The following is a 16,242-nucleotide window of genomic DNA, read 5'->3' on the forward strand; positions in this document are numbered from 1 at the left end:
CCCATGTCCTTGAACCACTCACCGGAGACGCAGACGAAGCTCATCGCAAGGGTCCCCACGATAACGGGACGCGAACTCCCCGAGTGGTTCCAAGCCATCGACAACGGCCCGTCCTTCCTGAGGTGTGACGAGCGGGCCAACTGGCTCGCCGACGAGCACGGGCTGACCCACGGCTACGCCGCCGCGATCGTGCTGGAGCACGAGCGGCACCGCCGTACCCGAATGGGCTTGATGTAGAGCCCTTCCCCATCCCGCGCCCGTGCTCTGAGCACGGGCGCGTCATCATGAACACATGGATCTGGACAAGGCGCTCGGCTTCATCGAGACGAACCACCACGCAGTCCTGCTCACCAGCCGTCGCGGAGGGCACCCGCAGATGTCGCCGGTGCTGGCGGGCGTGGCCGGTGGGCACATCGTCATCAGCACCCGCGAGACGGCGATGAAGGTGCACAACATCCGCCGGGATCCCCGCGTCTCGCTCTGCGTGCTCGCCGACGGCTTCTTCGGCGAGTGGCTCCAGGTCGACGGCACGGCCGAGATCGTCTCCCTGCCGGAGGCGATGGACCAGCTCGTCGCCTACTACCGCGACATCTCCGGCGAACACCCCGACTGGGACGGCTACCGCGAGGCCATGGTCAGCGAGCGGCGCGTCATCGTCCGCGTGACGCCGCTCCAGGCCGGGCCCGACCGTCAGGGCTGACCGCCGGCACGCGAACGGCCCCGCGCGGCCGGGAAGGCCGGGCGCGGGGCCGCAGAGCACGATCTAGGACAGGCGCTCCAGCACCATCGCCATGCCCTGGCCGCCGCCCACGCACATCGTCTCCAGGCCGAGGCTCTTGTCGTGGTGGCGCAGGCTGTTGATCAGCGTCGAGGTGATGCGCGCCCCGGTCATGCCGAACGGGTGCCCGACGGCGATGGCCCCGCCGTTGACGTTGAGCCGGTCGAGCTCGATCCCGAGGTCCTGGTACGACGGGATCACCTGTGCCGCGAACGCCTCGTTGATCTCCACGAGGTCGATGTCCTCGATCGCCATCCCGGCCCGGGACAGCGCCTGCTTGGAGGCCTCCACCGGCCCGAGGCCCATGATCTCGGGCGAGAGCCCGCTGACGCCGGTGCTGACGATCCGGGCCAGCGGCGTGATGCCCAGCTCGGCGGCCTTGACGTCGCTCATGATGACCAGGGCCGCCGCGCCGTCGTTGAGCGGGCAGCAGTTGCCCGCGGTGACCGTGCCGTCGGGGCGGAAGACCGGCTTGAGCCCGGCCACCCCCTCGTACGTGGTGCCGGCCCGGGGGCCGTCGTCCTTGCTGACCACCGTGCCGTCGGGGAGCGTGACGGGGGTGATGTCCTTCTGCCAGAACCCGTCGGCCAGCGCCTTCTCGGCCAGGTTCTGGGAGCGCACGCCGAACTCGTCCTGCTCGCGGCGGCTGACGCCCTTGAGCTGGGCCAGGTTCTCGGCGGTCTGCCCCATGGCGATGTAGATGTCGGGGACGGCGCCGTCCTGGCGGGGGTCGTGCCAGGTGTGGCCGCCCTCGGCCGTCTGCTTGGTGCGGGCGGTCGCGTCGAGGAAGAGCGGGTTGTGGGTGTCGGGCAGCGAGTCGGAGTTGCCCTTGGCGAAGCGGGAGACGGTCTCGACGCCGGCCGAGACGAACACGTCGCCCTCGCCCGCCTTGATCGCGTGGAAGGCCATCCGCGTCGTCTGCAACGAGGAGGAGCAGTAACGCGTGACGGTCGTGCCCGGCACGGTGTCGAGCCCGAGCAGCACCGCCACCACCCGGGCCATGTTGAAGCCCTGCTCACCGCCCGGCAGGCCACAGCCGAGCATGATGTCGTCGATCGTGTTCGGGTCGAGCTGGGGCACCTTGGCCAGCGCCGCCTGGATCATCTGTACGGTCAGATCGTCGGGACGGATGTCCTTGAGCGACCCCTTGAAGGCTCGTCCGATCGGGGAACGCGCGGTTGCGACGATGACTGCCTCGGGCATGGCCCCTCCTTGTGTCCAGCGCTGATATTAGAACTATATTCCAGTCCTCCTCGCAAGCACCCCGGGGGCCCGCGTCAGCCGTACATGCCGGGGGCGGTGGCGGTGTGGTCGTTGACGGCGTGCACGGCGCCCTTCTCGTCGCGCCACAGGCGCCAGCCGTCCTGGCTGCCGGTGAACCAGGGCGGCGGGGCGTTCATGGGGGAGACGCGGGTGCCGGTGCCGAGGTCGTACTCGCAGACGGCGGCCGTGGAGTAGAAGCCGGGGGCCTGGCCGCGCAGCGGCAGCGGCTTGGGGTCGGTGACGCAGAAGGACCAGCCCCGCTCCTCGCCCACCTGCGCGGGCTTGCCCGAGACCAGGTCGAAGGCGCTGCCCTTGGCGTCGTGCTTGAGGAAGCCCAGTTTGTCCATGCGGTCGGGGAAGGCCAGCCACCAGCCCGAGCCGGGGACGTCGGAGGCGGTGATCTGGCCGACCACCCGGCCGGTCTCGGAGTCGAGCCTGGCGAAACCGCCGTAGGCGCCCTGGCGGTCGACCGGGCGGACGACGGGCGCGTAGCCGGGGCTGCCGCTGGGGTAGACGCGTACGACCGAGGGACGCATCCAGTTGACCGTGCCGTCGCTGATCCGGACGGAGAACAGCCCGAAGGTGGAGACCTTCTTCGTCTGGGGGTTGGTGTAGGGCGCGACGTAGCCGACCAGGTTGTCGCCGGTCGAGCCGAACGCCCACCCGCCCGACAGGTCGATGCCCGGCCCGAGCGCCTGCTCGATCGGCTGCTGCCACTGCAGCTTGCCGGTCTTGACGTCGTAGGACTCGATCATGGGGTTGGCGGCCATCCGCAGCAGCAGGACCCGGGCCGGGTCGGACCACTCGACCTCGGAGATGCCGGGCAACTTCCACATCACCCGGCCGGTCGCCGGGTCGAGCACGACCATCCGGGCGTGGGTCAGGGCGGTGTGCTCCGACACGCACAGGTAGGGACCGCAGCGCTGCGGCCCGAACGTGGAGTGCATGGGCCTGGCCCACTTCTGCGCCCCGGAGCGGGCGTCGCGGGCGATGAGGGTGGCGTTCCAGCGGCCCTTCCTCGCCGGGTCGAGGGCCACGACCACCCCCTGGCCCTTGGCCGTCTCCACGACCGCGGGGGCGGAGACGCCCATGCCGGGCAGGCGGCCCGCCATGGTGGCCGGGTACGCCCACAGGCGCCGGCCGTCTTCGAGACCGAGCGTCACGGTCTCCAGCGTGCCGTCGGGCTTCATGGAGGTCGTGGTCACCACACCGGCCGCGGACACGATCCGGCTGACCGCGTTGACCTGGGTGTTCTGCCAGGAGGGGAAGTTCGCCGTGGCGGCGTCGCTGCCGGAGCAGGCGGTCAGGGCGAGGGTCCCCGCGAGGGCCAGGGAAGGTTTCATGAGGGGCCGGAGCACAGGCAATTCACTCCAAAAGAGGACGAGGAGTGACGGCTAAGGCGCGGAGGGTGACCGGATCGGGCGTCGTCAAGCCCCCCGGCGCGCACGATCACGCGTCGGTGGGATCGTCGAGCCGCCCGCCGGGCGCGCTCAGGCGTCGGTTGGCGTCTCGCCGAGCCGCCGGCGGAACAGCGTGGCCCACTTGCCGTGGAGCCCCGTCGCCCGCCCGTCGACCCGGGTCGCGGTGACCTCGGTGCCGGGCTCCTCCGCGGCCGTTGCCGCCGCAAGGTAGATCGGTTGCAGTCCTTCGCCCCGCGCGGGCCGCGGCTCAGGCCACAGCCCCAACGCAGCGCACACCGACGGTAGCACCGCGTAAGCGGCCTGCGCGTAACCTCGGTCAGATGGATGGAAACGATCCGGTCCGAACATTTCTGTCGGATTTGTATCGAATTCCGGCCCCAGGACGTCGGCGAACGCCACCGTACGGCCGCCCGCGTCGACCACGGCGACGGTCTGGGCCGCCGCGAGCTGACGGCTCCACCGCCGGGTCACCCAGCGCAGCGGCTGGGCGATGGGCCGCACCGTACCGAGGTCGGGGCAGGTACCGACGACCACCTCGACGCCCGACTCGCGCAGCCGCCGCACCGCCTTGGCCAGATGGCGCACCGCCACGGCCGGCGGCGTCTGGGTGATGATGTCGTTGGCCCCCACGAAGATGACCGCCACGTCCGGGCGCATGGCGAGGGCGGCGTCCACCTGCTCGGGCAGTTCGGCGGAGGGGGCGCCCGACTTGCCCGCCACGAGCAGGTGGACCGGCCGCTCGGCCACCGCCGCCACGCCGTTGGCCAGCAGGACGGCGGGGGTGTGGCTGGGATCGGTCATGCCCAGGCCCACCGAGGTGGAATCGCCGAGCATGACCATCTTGAGGGGTCTGCCGCGGAAATCGCCGTAGACGCCGTCGGAGGGCGGTCCGTCCAGACCGTGGGGGCGGCCGATGGCCTTGCGCGCGAGCAGTCCCTCGGCGATCAGCAGGCCGTACGCCGTGGCTCCCAGAGCCGTGAGCCCGCCACCTCCGAGCGCCGCCGCCATCGCGATCCGCCTGGCCGCGCGTGCCATGCCTGCTGCCCAGACCACGTAGTGTCCTCCCGGTCGAACTCGGCGGTAGCGTTTGCTTGAAAACTAGCCGAGGGCCTGCCACCCCCACTGGATCTCGGCCTCGGGCAAGCTGATCAAGCTTCGGCAAAGAAGGTGAACACCTCGGTGCGCGTTTACGATTCCCTGGTCGATCTCATGGGGAACACTCCGCTGGTCCGCCTGCACAAGGTCACGGCGGGGATCTCCGCCCAGGTGCTGGCCAAGGTCGAATATTTCAATCCGGGCGGCTCGGTCAAGGACCGCATCGCGCTGCGCATGATCGAGGCCGCCGAGGCTTCCGGCGCGCTGCGGCCGGGCGGCGTCATCGTCGAGCCGACGTCCGGCAACACCGGCGTGGGCCTGGCCATCGTGGCCCAGCAGAAGGGCTACCGGTGCCTGTTCGTGGTGCCCGACAAGGTGGCCCAGGACAAGATCGCGGTGCTGCGCGCGTACGGGGCCGAGGTCGTGGTCTGCCCGACCGCCGTCTCGCCCGATCACCCGGAGTCCTACTACTCGGTCTCCGACCGGCTGGCCCGCGAGATCCCCAACGCCTGGAAGCCCGACCAGTACTCCAACGTCAACAACCCCGACTCCCACTACCACTCGACCGGTCCCGAGCTGTGGGAGCAGACCGACGGCCGCATCACGCACTTCGTGGCGGGCATCGGCACCGGCGGCACGATCAGCGGCACCGGCCGCTACCTCAGGGAGGTCTCCGAAGGCCGGGTGAAGATCATCGGGGCCGACCCCGAGGGCTCGGTGTACTCCGGCGGCTCCGGCCGTCCCTACCTGGTGGAGGGCGTGGGCGAGGACATCTGGCCGGCCACGTACGACACCGGGATCTGCGACGAGATCATCGCGGTGTCCGACAAGGACTCCTTCAACATGACCCGCCGCCTGGCCCGCGAGGAGGGGCTGCTGGTCGGCGGCTCGTGCGGCATGGCCGTGGTGGCGGCGCTGCAGGTGGCGGCCAAGGCGGGGCCCGACGACGTGGTGGTCGTGCTGCTGCCCGACGGCGGCCGCGGCTACCTGTCGAAGATCTTCAACGACGACTGGATGGCCGACTACGGCTTCCTGACCACCAGCTCCGACGAGGGCCTGGTCGGCGACGTGCTGGCGCGCAAGGGGCCGGGCCTGCCGGAGTTCGTGCACGCCCACCCGCACGAGTCGGTCGGCACGGCCATCTCGATCATGCGCGAGTACTCGGTGTCCCAGCTTCCGGTCATGAAGGAGGAGCCGCCGGTCATGGCGGCCGAAGTGGTCGGCTCCATCGTCGAGCGCGACCTCCTGGAGGCCCTCTACCACGGCAGGCTCGCCTCCGACGACCCGATCTCCGACCACATGTCGGCGCCGCTACCCACGATCGGCAGCGGTGAACCCGTCGCGCGCGCGGTCGAGGCGCTGGAGAAGGCCGACGCGGCCGTCGTCCTGGAGGACGGCAAGCCCGCCGGGCTGCTCACCCGGCAGGACCTGCTCGCCTTCCTCGCCAACCACTGATCAGGGTTTCCGTATCGATTCGATCACGGTGCCGAGGCCCTCGTGCCCGCGTCCCTCGGCGTCGGCGCGCTCGAACAGCTCCTTCAGCGCGTTCGGCACCGTGGTCTCCACGCCGGCCTCGGCCAGCGCGTGCACGACGTGGCCGAGACCCACGGCCTGCATGTGCAGCGAGTTCAGCTCGCCGGGGTAGCTCCCGGCGGCGAACTCCTCGGCCAGGATCCTGGCGAACCCCATCACGCCGTCGCCGCCGAGCTGGGTGAAGGTCTCCCGCACGTACGGCAGGAACTCCAGCGGGGAGACCCCGGCCGTGCTCAGCATCGCCATGGCGTGCATCTGGCTGGTCAGGCTCGACCAGAAGATCAGCAGCAGCGACTGGTAGTACATCATCGCCAGGCCCTCGTCCGCGCCGACGTGGACGACGTCGCCGAGGGCCCTGAGAGTGGCCGTGTGCCGGTCGAGCACGTCCTTCGGGCCGCTGTAGAAGGAGTACGCCCCCGGCTGCCCGATGCCCGGCGGCGGGACCATGATCCCGGCGGTGATGAGCGTGCCGCCCCGTCCGGCCACCCGGCGGGCCGCCGCGCGCAGCTCCTCCGGGGTGCCCGAGCTGAGGTTGACCAGCACCTTCCCGTCGAGCCTGGCCTCACCGAGGCTGTCGTACATCGCCTGGTAGCCGATCTGGCTGAGCACCAGCAGGTCGCCGTCCGCGGCCGAGGCCGCGCGCCGGGCCCCGCGGGCGACCAGCGGTTCGGTCTTGCTCGCCGTACGGTTCCACACGGCCACGTCGAAACCCGCGCCGAGGAACGTCTCGGCCATCTTCGACCCCATCGGGCCGAGTCCCACAACTGTCACCTGAGTCATGACAGGGAGCCTGCGGCACCGCCCTACGGAAATCCTTATGACCGGCTACGGGTTAGTCTGTGCATGGTGCGATTCGGGGTGCTCGGCCCGCTGGCCGTCTGGACGGACGGCGGCGAGGAGATCCACGTCGCCGAGCCCAAGGTCCGCGCGCTCCTGGCCGCCCTGCTGGCGGCCGGCGGCGGACCGGTCTCCGCCGACCGGCTGATCGACGACCTGTGGGGCGACCGGCCCACCCGCAACCCGCTCGGCACCCTCCAGGCCCGCGTCTCCCAGCTCCGCCGCGCGCTCGGCGACCCCGCCATGGTCGTCCACGGCCCGGCCGGCTACCGGCTGGCCGCGCACGACTGCGACGCCGTCCGGTTCCGCGCGCTCGTGGGCCGCCGCGGCGCCACCCCGCGTGACCGCGCCCGCGAGCTCGACCAGGCGCTCGCCCTGTGGCGGGGCGCGGCCTACGCCGACTTCGCCGACGAGGGGTTCGCCCGTCCCGAGATCGCCCTGCTGACCGAGCTGCGCCTGTCGGCCCTGGAGGAGCAGGCCGAGATGCGCCTCGCGCTCGGCCACGACGTCGACCTCGCCGACCTGGTCGCCCGGCACCCCCTGCGCGAACGGCTGCGCGCCTCGCACATGAAGGCCCTGTACCGGGGCGGCCGGCAGAGCGAGGCGCTGGCCGGCTACGAGGAGCTGCGCGTCAGGCTGGCCGAGGAACTGGGGCTCGACCCCTCGCCCGAGCTGGCCGCGCTGCACCGGGCCATCCTGCGCCACGACCGCTCGCTGGCCGCCCCGCCGCCCGCCGCCGCCCCCGGACCGCTCACCAACCTGCCCGCGCCGCTCACCCCGCTGGTCGGCCGGGACGCCGACCTCGCCGAGGTCGGCGCCCTGCTGGCGGACTCGCGGCTGGTCACCCTGACCGGGCCGGGCGGCGTGGGCAAGACCCGCCTCGCCCTCGCCGCCGCCCGCCGCCTGGCCTTCCCCGAGGGGTCCGCCGAGCCGCGGCAGGGCGGGTTCGCCGACGGGGTGTGGCTGGTGGAGCTGGCCGGGGCCGGGGGCGCCGACGTGGCCGAGGCGGTGGCGGCCGTGCTGGGCGTGCGCGACGACGACTCCGTGCCGCTGGCGTCCAGGCTGGCCGGGGCGCTGGCGGGCAGGAGCGCGCTGCTGGTCCTGGACAACTGCGAGCATCTGGTCGAGCAGGTCGCCGGGCTCGTCTCGGCGCTGCTGCGGGCCGCGCCCGGCCTGCGCGTGCTGGCCACCAGCCAGGAGCCGCTGGGCGTGTCCGGCGAACGGGTCCGGGTCGTCCACCCGCTGGCCGAGGCCGACGCCGTACGGCTCTTCGCGGCCCGCGCGGAGGTCGAGCCCGGCCCCACCGTGGCCGTCATCTGCCGGCGGCTCGACGGCATCCCGCTGGCCCTGGAGCTGGCGGCGACGCGGGTGCGCGCGCTCGGCGTACAGGAGCTGGCCGCCCGGCTGGACGACCGGTTCAGGCTGCTCAGCGCCGGGATGCGGGACGCGCCGGCCCGGCAGCGCACGCTGCGGGCCACCATCGACTGGAGCTGGGAGCTGTTGTCCGCCGAGGAACGCGCGGTGCTGCGGCGGCTGGCCGCGCACGCCGACGGCTGCACCCTGGAGGCCGCCGAGGCGGTCTGCGCCGAGCCCGGCGTGGACGTGCTCGACGTGCTGGCCAGGCTCGTGGACCGGTCGCTGGTCGCCGTGGCGCGCGGCCCCCTGGGCCCCCGCTACCGGCTGCTGGAGTCGGTGACCGCCTACTGCCTCGAACGGCTGCGCGAGGCCGGTGAGCACGACCTGCTGCGGGAGCGGCACGCCCGCTACTACACCGACCTGGCCGCCCGCGCCGAGCTGCGCGGCCCGCGCCAGCACGAGTGGCTGGACCGGCTGGACGCCGAGAGCGCCAACCTGCGGCTGGCCCTGTCTGGACCGGAGCCCCTGCGCCTGGCCAACGCGCTCGCCTGGTACTGGATCCTGCGCGGCAGGCTGCGCGAGGCCCGCAGGTCGATCGAGGCGGCGCTGGCGGCGGGCGGCCAGGACGGCGCCGCCGCCCTGGCCTCGGTGTGGCTGGCCGGCATCGGACTGCTGCTCGGCGAGCCCACCCCGCCGGTACGCCGGGCCGCGCTCGACCGTGCGGGGGCCGCGCTGGCCGACTGGTTCCTCAGCTACGTCCGCTGGGCGTACGGCGACCACGCGGCGCACCGGGACGCGGTGGGGCGGGCGCTGGTGGCGTACGAGGAGCTGGGGGACCGGTGGGGGGTGGCGGCGGCGCTGTGCCTGCGGGCCAAGCTCGCGGTGGGCCGCGGCGACCTCGCGGCGATGGAACGCGACGGCGAGCGCGGCCTGGCCCTCTTCCGGGAGCTGGGGGACGAGTGGGGGCAGGTCGAGGCCATGGACGTCCTCGACCGGCTGGCCGAGATCCGCGGCGATTACGAGCGGGCGGCCCGGCTGCGGCACGAGGCGCTGCGGCTGGCCGAGGGGCTGGGGTTCGACGTGTCGTTCAAGCTGGCCGCGCTCGGCCGGCTGGCGCTGCTCACGGGCGACTACGAGCGGTCCGACGACTACCACGGGCGGGCCAGGCGGCTGGCGGTGGCGCAGTCGTACCGGTCGGCGGAGGAGAACGCGCTGCTCGGCCTGGCCATGAGCGCCCGCAGGCAGGGGCGGTACGAGGAGGCGGAGTCGTACCTGCTGTCCGCGCTCGACTGGCTGCGGCAGGTTCGGGGGACGCCCGGGACGGCGTTCGTCATGGCCGAGTGGGGGTTCGTGGCCGAGCAGCGCGGCGACGCCGGGACGGCGCTGGCCCGCCAGCGCGAGGGGTACGCGAAGGCCCGCGCGACGGGCGACCCGAGGGCCGTCGCGCTGGCCCTGGAGGGGCTGGCGGGCGCCTTGTCGATCGCGGGCCGCGAGCACCTGGCGGAGGCGGCGCGGAAGCTGGGACGGGCCTCGGCGCTCCGGCGAGCCGTCGGCGCGCCCCTTCCCACCGGCGAACGCCATGACGTCGACCGGATCACCACCCGCCTGCGCACCGCGCTGGGCGAGCCGGAGTTCGCCCGGTCCTTCGCCGCGGGGGAGCGGGATCCCGAGGTTTCGGGGCGGTGGGAACCCGGTGAGGGCGCGGTCGGCCGGTCGTCCGGGTCAGGGGAGCGGGAACTCGGCGATCACTTCCCAGGGGCCCTCGGGGGACGGGCCCGCGTAGAGCCTGCCGCCCAGCGCCTCCACCCGCTCGGCCATGCCGACCAGCCCGAACCCGCCGCCCAGCCGGGAGACCCGCGGGTCTGAGGCGACCGAGCCGAAGTTCCGCACCCGCAGCACGACCACCCGCTCGTACCGCCGCAGATCGGCCTCCACCCACGCGGCCCGGGTGGCGTGCTTGCGCACGTTGGTCAGTGACTCCAGCAGGACCCGGTGCAGCGTCGTCATCACCTCGGGTGGCAGCGTCCGGTCGTCGATGCCCGACCCGATCTCGAACGCCACCTTCGGCCCCTCGACCGAGAACCGCTCGGTCAGCAGCCGCAGGTCGGCCAGCGTCGTGCCGGGCCTGCGGTCGGCCTCGTCCTCGGTGCGCAGGACGGTGACCATGCGCCGCATCGAGGTCAGCGCCTCCGACCCGGCCGAGGCGATCGCGTCGAGCGCGGGCAGCACGGCCTCGGGCTTGTGCTCGGCGACCGTACGCGCGGCCTGGGCCTGGACGACGATGCCGGTGATGTGGTGGGCGACCAGGTCGTGCAGCTCCCTGGCCAGTTCGAGGCGTTCGGCCCGGCGTACGGAGTGCACCGCCTCGGTCCGGCGCTCCTGCTGGAACCGCAGGTAGCCGCCGATGCCCGCGGCCATCGACCACCCCGCGAACAGCAGGAACGCGAACGCCAGCCCCGCGGTGGGGTAGTCGCGCCTGGCCGACTCGGCCATCAGCACGGCCAGCCCCACGAGCGACAGCACCGCCGCCCGCCGTACCGGCTCGACGTGCCGCAGCACGCCGATGAGGAGGATCAGCAGCGACCCCGTCTCGGCCATGCCGGGCGCGCCCAGCGCGTCGACCGACGCGATGACCAGCGACACGGCGAAGGACAGCCCCAGCAGCGCGCAGAAGCCCTCAAGCCGGTGGCGGCGGCGCAGGACGACCGCCGCGATCCCGGCCGCGCCGCAGAACGGCACGAACCACTGCAGCCCCCCGGTGCTGACGGCGATGGCCAGGTCGAGCATCAGCATCAGGCCGAGCCAGCCGAGCATCGCGATCTCGCTCAGCCGCCGGACCCAGTACACGATGCCTTTCGAATCCCCCACGCCACGAGAGTAGGCCGGAAGTCGGACAACTCGTATCAACCGATCGGCCGACCCGGTCGCCGCCGGACCAGCCCTTCAGCGGAGGCGGCGGTGACGGCCCCTCGGCGATGCTGGAACACATCGGAAGGGGGACAGGACATGGTTGTCATCGGGTTCGTTCTGCTGGGGTTGGGACTGGTCGTCACGGCGCTGCTCGCGCTGGCCGACCCCGTGCTGCTCTCGCGCATCAACGGTGAGGACGCGGAGGGCGCCAGCGGCCGCCACATCGACGTGCAGGCCGTACGGCTCAGCGCCCCGGCCGTGACGGCCGCGCCGGCCGCGACGGCCCGCGAGCCCCGGGCGGCCTGAGCCTTCGTGAGACGTGGCCCGCGCGGGCATGGCCGCGCGGGTCCGGGCGGGCGCCGTCGGGGGACGGGCCCCGCCACCGGCCCGCGATCCGTTGGGGAACGGATCGCGGGCCGCTTTCCGTTAACGTGGGGCCTATGACCAACGGTTTTGAGACCCTGGCGATCCACGCAGGTCAGGAGCCCGACCCGCTGACCGGCGCGGTCGTGCCGCCGATCTACGCCACGTCCACCTACAAGCAGGACGGCGTGGGCGGCCTGCGTTCGGGATATGAGTACAGCCGCTCGGCCAACCCCACGAGGACGGCGCTGGAAGAGGCGCTGGCCGCCGTGGAGGGCGGCGCGCGCGGGCTGGCCTTCGCCTCGGGCCTGGCCGCCGAGGACACCCTGCTGCGCACGGTGTGCAGGCCGCAGGATCACGTGATCATCCCCAACGACGCGTACGGGGGCACGTACCGGCTGTTCGCCAAGGTGCACGAGCGCTGGGGCCTGCACTACGACCCGGTCCCGCTGCACGACCTCGACGCGGTGGCGGCGGCCATGACGCAGAAGACGAAGATCGTGTGGGTCGAGACGCCCACCAACCCGCTGCTCGGCATCGCCGACATCGCCGCCCTGGCGGAGCTGGCCCACGAGAACGGCGCGCTGCTGGTCGTGGACAACACCTTCGCCTCGCCGTACCTGCAGCAGCCCCTGGCGCTCGGGGCCGACGTGGTCGTCCACTCCACCACCAAGTACATCGGCGGCCACTCCGACGTGGTCGGCGGCGCGCTGATCGCGCGGGACAAGGGCCTCGGCGAGGAGCTGACCTACCACCAGAACGCGATGGGCGCGGTGGCCGGCCCGTTCGACGCCTGGCTGACGCTGCGCGGGCTCAAGACCCTCGGCGTGCGCATGGACCGCCACTGCGACAACGCCGAACGCGTCGTCGACCTGCTGCTCGCGCACCCGCGCGTGACCCAGGTGCTCTATCCGGGCCTGGCCGAGCACTCCGGCCACGAGGTCGCCGCCAAGCAGATGCGGCGCTTCGGCGGCATGGTGTCCTTCCGCGTCACGGGGGGCGAGGCCGAGGCCGTGGAGGTGTGCAACCGGGCCAAGCTGTTCACGCTCGGCGAGTCGCTGGGCGGCGTCGAGTCGCTCATCGAGCACCCGGGCAGGATGACGCACGCCTCCGCGGCGGGCTCGCCCCTGGAGGTGCCGAGCGACCTGGTGCGCCTGTCGGTCGGCATCGAGACGGTCGACGACCTGCTCGCCGACCTCACCCAGGCCCTCGGCTAGGGCGCCGGGACCACCGTCAAGGCGTCGGGACCACCATCAGGAAGAGGATCACCAGCCAGATCACGGCCAGCAGGCCGCTGATCGCGGCGATCCGGCCGTTCTGCACCTTCGCGTCGTCGTCCGCGCTCTCGCTCTCGAGGGCGCGGAGGGCGGTGCGCAGGTCGCGGTCGATGATGACCAGCAACACGATCGCCACGATGAACAGCGTCATCGACGCCGTCATGTACCAGAGGCCGAGCACGCCGTTCCCGACGGCGATGCCCAGGGCCACGCCGAACACCAGCACACCCAGGCTGGCGAGGCTGTAGATCCTCGTCGTGCGCTGGATGTTCCGCAGCACGGGCACGTTCTTGTTCCGGATGGCCCGCGGAGCCGCCATCGTCGCGGCGGTCAGCGGGCCGATCGTGAAGATGGCGAAACCGATGTGCAGCCAGAGAAGCAGGGACATGCGCCTGAGACTAGTCCCCGACGATCTCGGTCGGCGGCTCGACACTCTCTTTAACCTGCGAGGAGCAACGCATGATGAGCTCCGTGGCCGCCACCGCGACGGCCATCAGGGTGATCAGCAGGATCGTGGCAATCATGGGCTCTCCTCCTTCCCCCGTGGCGGATGTAAATATCGTCCGTAATGACTAGACGGACGTGCAACGGAATAAGTTCGCCACGGGTATGGTTGGTCACCGTCGCTTTTTTCTTACCTTCAGGGCACAAGGGGGTGCCGTCCGTGGTCATCAGGCATGTCGAGCCGTACACCGACGAGTGGCTGCAGCAGCCGGCCGGCTATGTGGAGCGCGTCGTCGACCTGCTCGGAGCCGAGGTGGCCGACTGGTGGGAGGGCCCCTGCGATCCGCGTCACGCCACGGTCAAGCTGGCCGACGGCCACGCGCTGGTGTGGGACGAGGAGAGCGGCTGGCGGCTCGGCCGCTTCGTCTCCGGCGGGGCGGGCGCGCACACCGAGCTGACCGGCGTCCGCTACCTGGGCCACGGGCTGCTGCCCCGGCCGGAGCGCGTGCCGTCGGCTCTTGTCGACGCGCGGGCGGGGGTGGGGGCCAGCTCGGCCTGGCGGCCCTGTTACCGGTCGCACCGCAACTGCCGCGACGGGTTCGACGTGGCCCTCGACTTCTACGCCCGCCTGATCGAAGCCTGACCAAGCCCCAAAGCCCCAAAGCCCCAAAGCCCCAAAGCCCCAAAGCCCCAAAGCCCCAAAGCCCCAAAGCCCCAAAGCCCCAAAGGCAAGGGCCTCCGCCCTGAGGGCGCTCCGCGCCGAGAGGCTCCGGGCCCCGCTTCCTCGGGGGAGCCGAGCTCCCCCGAACCCCTGGCCGGGGGTCTCCCGACCCCCGGACCCCCGGAGGTCACTCGCCTCCTCCCTCATGCGTTGGAGAAGGCGGTACTGCCACCTCCGAGACCGGGCTCTCTTCCTGATGCCCAAGACGCCCGAGGCAGCCCCCTCGCGAAGACCGGTAGGCAGCCGTTGGCCCTCTTCGCGGCCATCTGATGCATCACAGACGGCCGTCGGCGGCCCCAGTCGAACGAGGGAGCGTGCTCGACGAAAGAGGCCCTGTGCGTTGTGCCTGGAGCTCCGCCTGACGGGCGAGCTGGCCGCCCAAGTGGTCAGGATCCATGCCGACGAGCGAGTGCAGCCGCCCTTGCCTGAACTGCTCACGGGTGGGAGGTTGCCGTCTCCAAGCTGCCGCGCCGTAGTGCAGGGGCACGATGTGCCAGTCGTGCCCGTACCGGTGGTCGAGGTCTTCGAGGTTCATGGTGTGCCCGCGATGTGTTCGAGAATCAGCTCGGCAGCCTCCTGCGGCAGTGCGGCCAGGCGGGGGAGCGGTCTGTCCGGCAGCGGAAGGCCGCCTACGCGCACCTCCACCACGTACTCCCCTGAACGAGGGGCCATGCGGACGGTCGCGGCGCGCCTGCCCTGTTCGGCGTAGACCACGAGCTCGGGCGGGTGTCGTTCCAGCCGGCTGGCGGAGCCTCGGCCCGCAGCTTTGAGGGTGAGCCGGTATCTGTCGTCGATGGCCAGAGTGCGAATTCCCCGAGTCCTCAGCAATCGACGGAGCTCGTGCAGGGCCACGATGTGCCTGCCTGCCGTTCTGTCATTGATGGGGACGTCTCCGCCCTCCGCATCGCCCGGCTTCTCGGGCATCCGTTCCAAGAGCTTGCGAATCATTGATCGTCGCCGTTCAGATGGGTCTCCCTGGGGTGCTCGGCCATGTTTCCCCATTCGTTTTCGGGAGGCCAGGAGGGGTATTCCTCAGAGGAATAAGGCCCTATCGGCCATACCTCTCCGCTATACGCTCGGCTGGTGGAAGCTCGGTCACTGCCCGAAGCCCTTACGGCGATCATGAAACAGCGCGGCTGGACCCAGCAGCAGCTCGGCCGCGAGCTGGGAGTGTCGCAGGCGTGGATCTCGCGCGTCTGCAACGGTGTCGCCGACACGGGTCTGGCGCGGGCGAAGGAGCTGCTCGCGCGTGTGGGGTGGGAGGTACGGTTTACACCCTCCGTGGAGGAGCCTGTGGAACGCCGCGAGTTCTTGTCGGCAGCCGCATCGGTCGTGTTCGTCGCATCCGCCGCCGACTCCGATCCCTACCTCGACCCCGACTACGTGCGTGCTCTGTCCGACAGCCTGGCGCGAGGGCGCTACGAACTCGGCGGACTGCCTCTCGCGGCCCGCGCCCTCGGGCACGTGAAGCACGTCGCTCACCTGCGGATGGGCTCTGCGGGCCACGAGCTCCGAGGTGCGGCGTCCGATCTGATGTACCAGGCGGGCATCGCGCTGTACGATGCCGGCCGGCTCGCCCAGTCCGAACATGCGGGCACGATCGCCCTTGACATCGCCTGCCAGGCGGAGGACCCGTCAGCGCAGGCCCGCGCGTACGACGCCCTGAGCCGCGTCAGCCTCTACCGTGGCGATCCGCTGCGCGCCGTGCGGCACGCCCAGTGGGGGCTGCGCGTCCCGGACCTTCCGTCGAGCCGCCTGTCGAGCTTGCACATGCGGCTCGGCCGTGCCCTGGCCTGCATCGACGGCAACCAGCGGGTGGCCCGTGAAGCCCTCGATCGCGCCCTGGGCACGTCCGGTCTGAGCCCGTTCGCCGAGGCCGCTCTCGGCGGGGACGTCGCCATCGGCCTGAGCCGCCTGGGCCACTACGACCAGGCGGATCGGCTCCTACGGGAAGCGGCGGCGGCCATGGCGCAATGGTCTCCACTTTTCCGCGCCCAATATCTCGGAAGGCAGGCGCAGACGGCGGTACGCGCGGGCAAACCGGCGCTCGCCGTGCATCACATGCAAAGTCTCACCCGCGCGCTACCGTTCGTCGGCAGCGCCCGCGTGAATACCCGCGTGACACAAATCATCGCCGCGACGGCCAAGTGGGACCGTATTCCGGAGGTGCGTACGGCGCGCGAACATCTGCGGTCGATGTTGTCGGCCGGATCCCCTTCTGTTTGACGATATTCGGCTGCTTTC

General features: G+C 71.9%; 15 protein-coding genes and 1 pseudogene. 8 read left to right on the forward strand and 8 right to left on the reverse strand.

All coding sequences use genetic code 11. The features are described from left to right. Window positions 1-3: 3 nt before the first annotated feature. Window positions 4-237 (forward strand): DUF4287 domain-containing protein, encoded by a 234-nt coding sequence (locus ABZ444_RS44635; RefSeq protein WP_352323556.1) that lies wholly within the window; start codon window positions 4-6, stop codon window positions 235-237. A 55-nt stretch (window positions 238-292) separates the two neighbouring features. Next, the gene (locus ABZ444_RS44640; RefSeq protein ID WP_357974722.1) at window positions 293-700 is read left to right on the forward strand and encodes a PPOX class F420-dependent oxidoreductase; all 408 of its coding nucleotides are present in this window, start codon (window positions 293-295) and stop codon (window positions 698-700) included. Between the two features lie 63 nt (window positions 701-763). Here the strand turns inward: ABZ444_RS44640 and ABZ444_RS44645 are convergent, their stop codons facing one another. The 3 genes from ABZ444_RS44645 to ABZ444_RS44655 form a co-directional block, all read right to left on the reverse strand. Then, on the reverse strand, window positions 764-1,981 hold the full coding sequence (locus ABZ444_RS44645; RefSeq protein WP_358010292.1) for an acetyl-CoA C-acetyltransferase: 1,218 nt from the start codon (window positions 1,979-1,981) through the stop codon (window positions 764-766). Between the two features lie 74 nt (window positions 1,982-2,055). Further along, the gene (locus ABZ444_RS44650; RefSeq protein WP_358010293.1) at window positions 2,056-3,384 is read right to left on the reverse strand and encodes a PQQ-binding-like beta-propeller repeat protein; all 1,329 of its coding nucleotides are present in this window, start codon (window positions 3,382-3,384) and stop codon (window positions 2,056-2,058) included. A gap of 147 nt (window positions 3,385-3,531) precedes the next feature. Next, the gene (locus ABZ444_RS44655; protein ID WP_358010294.1) at window positions 3,532-4,515 is read right to left on the reverse strand and encodes an SGNH/GDSL hydrolase family protein; all 984 of its coding nucleotides are present in this window, start codon (window positions 4,513-4,515) and stop codon (window positions 3,532-3,534) included. A gap of 126 nt (window positions 4,516-4,641) precedes the next feature. Here ABZ444_RS44655 and ABZ444_RS44660 point away from each other — a divergent pair, with 126 nt between their 5' ends. Beyond that, window positions 4,642-6,012, forward strand: a complete 1,371-nt coding sequence (locus tag ABZ444_RS44660) for a cystathionine beta-synthase (RefSeq protein WP_357974710.1) — start codon at window positions 4,642-4,644, stop codon at window positions 6,010-6,012. Here ABZ444_RS44660 and ABZ444_RS44665 read toward each other — a convergent pair whose 3' ends face one another. Further along, window positions 6,013-6,861 (reverse strand): NAD(P)-binding domain-containing protein, encoded by an 849-nt coding sequence (locus ABZ444_RS44665; protein WP_358010295.1) that lies wholly within the window; start codon window positions 6,859-6,861, stop codon window positions 6,013-6,015. Between the two features lie 72 nt (window positions 6,862-6,933). Between ABZ444_RS44665 and ABZ444_RS44670 the strand changes: the two genes are divergently transcribed. Then, entirely contained in the window at window positions 6,934-10,149 is a 3,216-nt protein-coding gene (locus ABZ444_RS44670; RefSeq protein ID WP_358010296.1) for a BTAD domain-containing putative transcriptional regulator, read from the forward strand. A 285-nt stretch (window positions 10,150-10,434) separates the two neighbouring features. Here the strand turns inward: ABZ444_RS44670 and ABZ444_RS44675 are convergent. Next, window positions 10,435-11,097, reverse strand: a pseudogene (locus tag ABZ444_RS44675) (histidine kinase dimerization/phosphoacceptor domain-containing protein); the annotation flags it as partial. Between the two features lie 192 nt (window positions 11,098-11,289). Here ABZ444_RS44675 and ABZ444_RS44680 point away from each other — a divergent pair. Together ABZ444_RS44680 and ABZ444_RS44685 are read left to right on the forward strand one after the other, a co-directional pair. Continuing rightward, window positions 11,290-11,499 (forward strand): hypothetical protein, encoded by a 210-nt coding sequence (locus ABZ444_RS44680; RefSeq protein WP_358010297.1) that lies wholly within the window; start codon window positions 11,290-11,292, stop codon window positions 11,497-11,499. Window positions 11,500-11,633: 134 nt separating this feature from the next. Further along, window positions 11,634-12,773, forward strand: a complete 1,140-nt coding sequence (locus ABZ444_RS44685) for a cystathionine gamma-synthase (protein WP_358010298.1) — start codon at window positions 11,634-11,636, stop codon at window positions 12,771-12,773. A 16-nt stretch (window positions 12,774-12,789) separates the two neighbouring features. On the opposite strand, the gene ABZ444_RS44690 is transcribed toward ABZ444_RS44685, so the two are convergent. After that, entirely contained in the window at window positions 12,790-13,221 is a 432-nt protein-coding gene (locus tag ABZ444_RS44690; RefSeq protein WP_358010299.1) for a DUF2269 family protein, read from the reverse strand. A gap of 10 nt (window positions 13,222-13,231) precedes the next feature. Continuing rightward, on the reverse strand, window positions 13,232-13,357 hold the full coding sequence (locus tag ABZ444_RS44695; RefSeq protein WP_352326121.1) for a hypothetical protein: 126 nt from the start codon (window positions 13,355-13,357) through the stop codon (window positions 13,232-13,234). A gap of 140 nt (window positions 13,358-13,497) precedes the next feature. Here ABZ444_RS44695 and ABZ444_RS44700 point away from each other — a divergent pair, with 140 nt between their 5' ends. After that, complete coding sequence (locus ABZ444_RS44700) at window positions 13,498-13,920, forward strand: DUF6292 family protein (RefSeq protein ID WP_358010301.1); 423 nt, start codon at window positions 13,498-13,500, stop codon at window positions 13,918-13,920. 609 nt (window positions 13,921-14,529) lie between these two features. On the opposite strand, the gene ABZ444_RS44705 is transcribed toward ABZ444_RS44700, so the two are convergent. Beyond that, window positions 14,530-14,946: a hypothetical protein gene (locus ABZ444_RS44705; RefSeq protein ID WP_358010302.1), complete on the reverse strand. Its 417-nt coding sequence runs from the start codon at window positions 14,944-14,946 to the stop codon at window positions 14,530-14,532. A gap of 135 nt (window positions 14,947-15,081) precedes the next feature. Between ABZ444_RS44705 and ABZ444_RS44710 the strand changes: the two genes are divergently transcribed. Next, a complete protein-coding gene (locus ABZ444_RS44710) occupies window positions 15,082-16,224 on the forward strand; it encodes a helix-turn-helix transcriptional regulator (protein WP_358010303.1) in 1,143 nt (380 codons plus the stop codon). Window positions 16,225-16,242 lie beyond the last annotated feature (18 nt).

Origin of the sequence: Nonomuraea sp. NPDC005730 (assembly GCF_040630865.1) — a bacterium.
In the GTDB taxonomy this organism is placed as follows: Bacteria; Actinomycetota; Actinomycetes; order Streptosporangiales; family Streptosporangiaceae; genus Nonomuraea.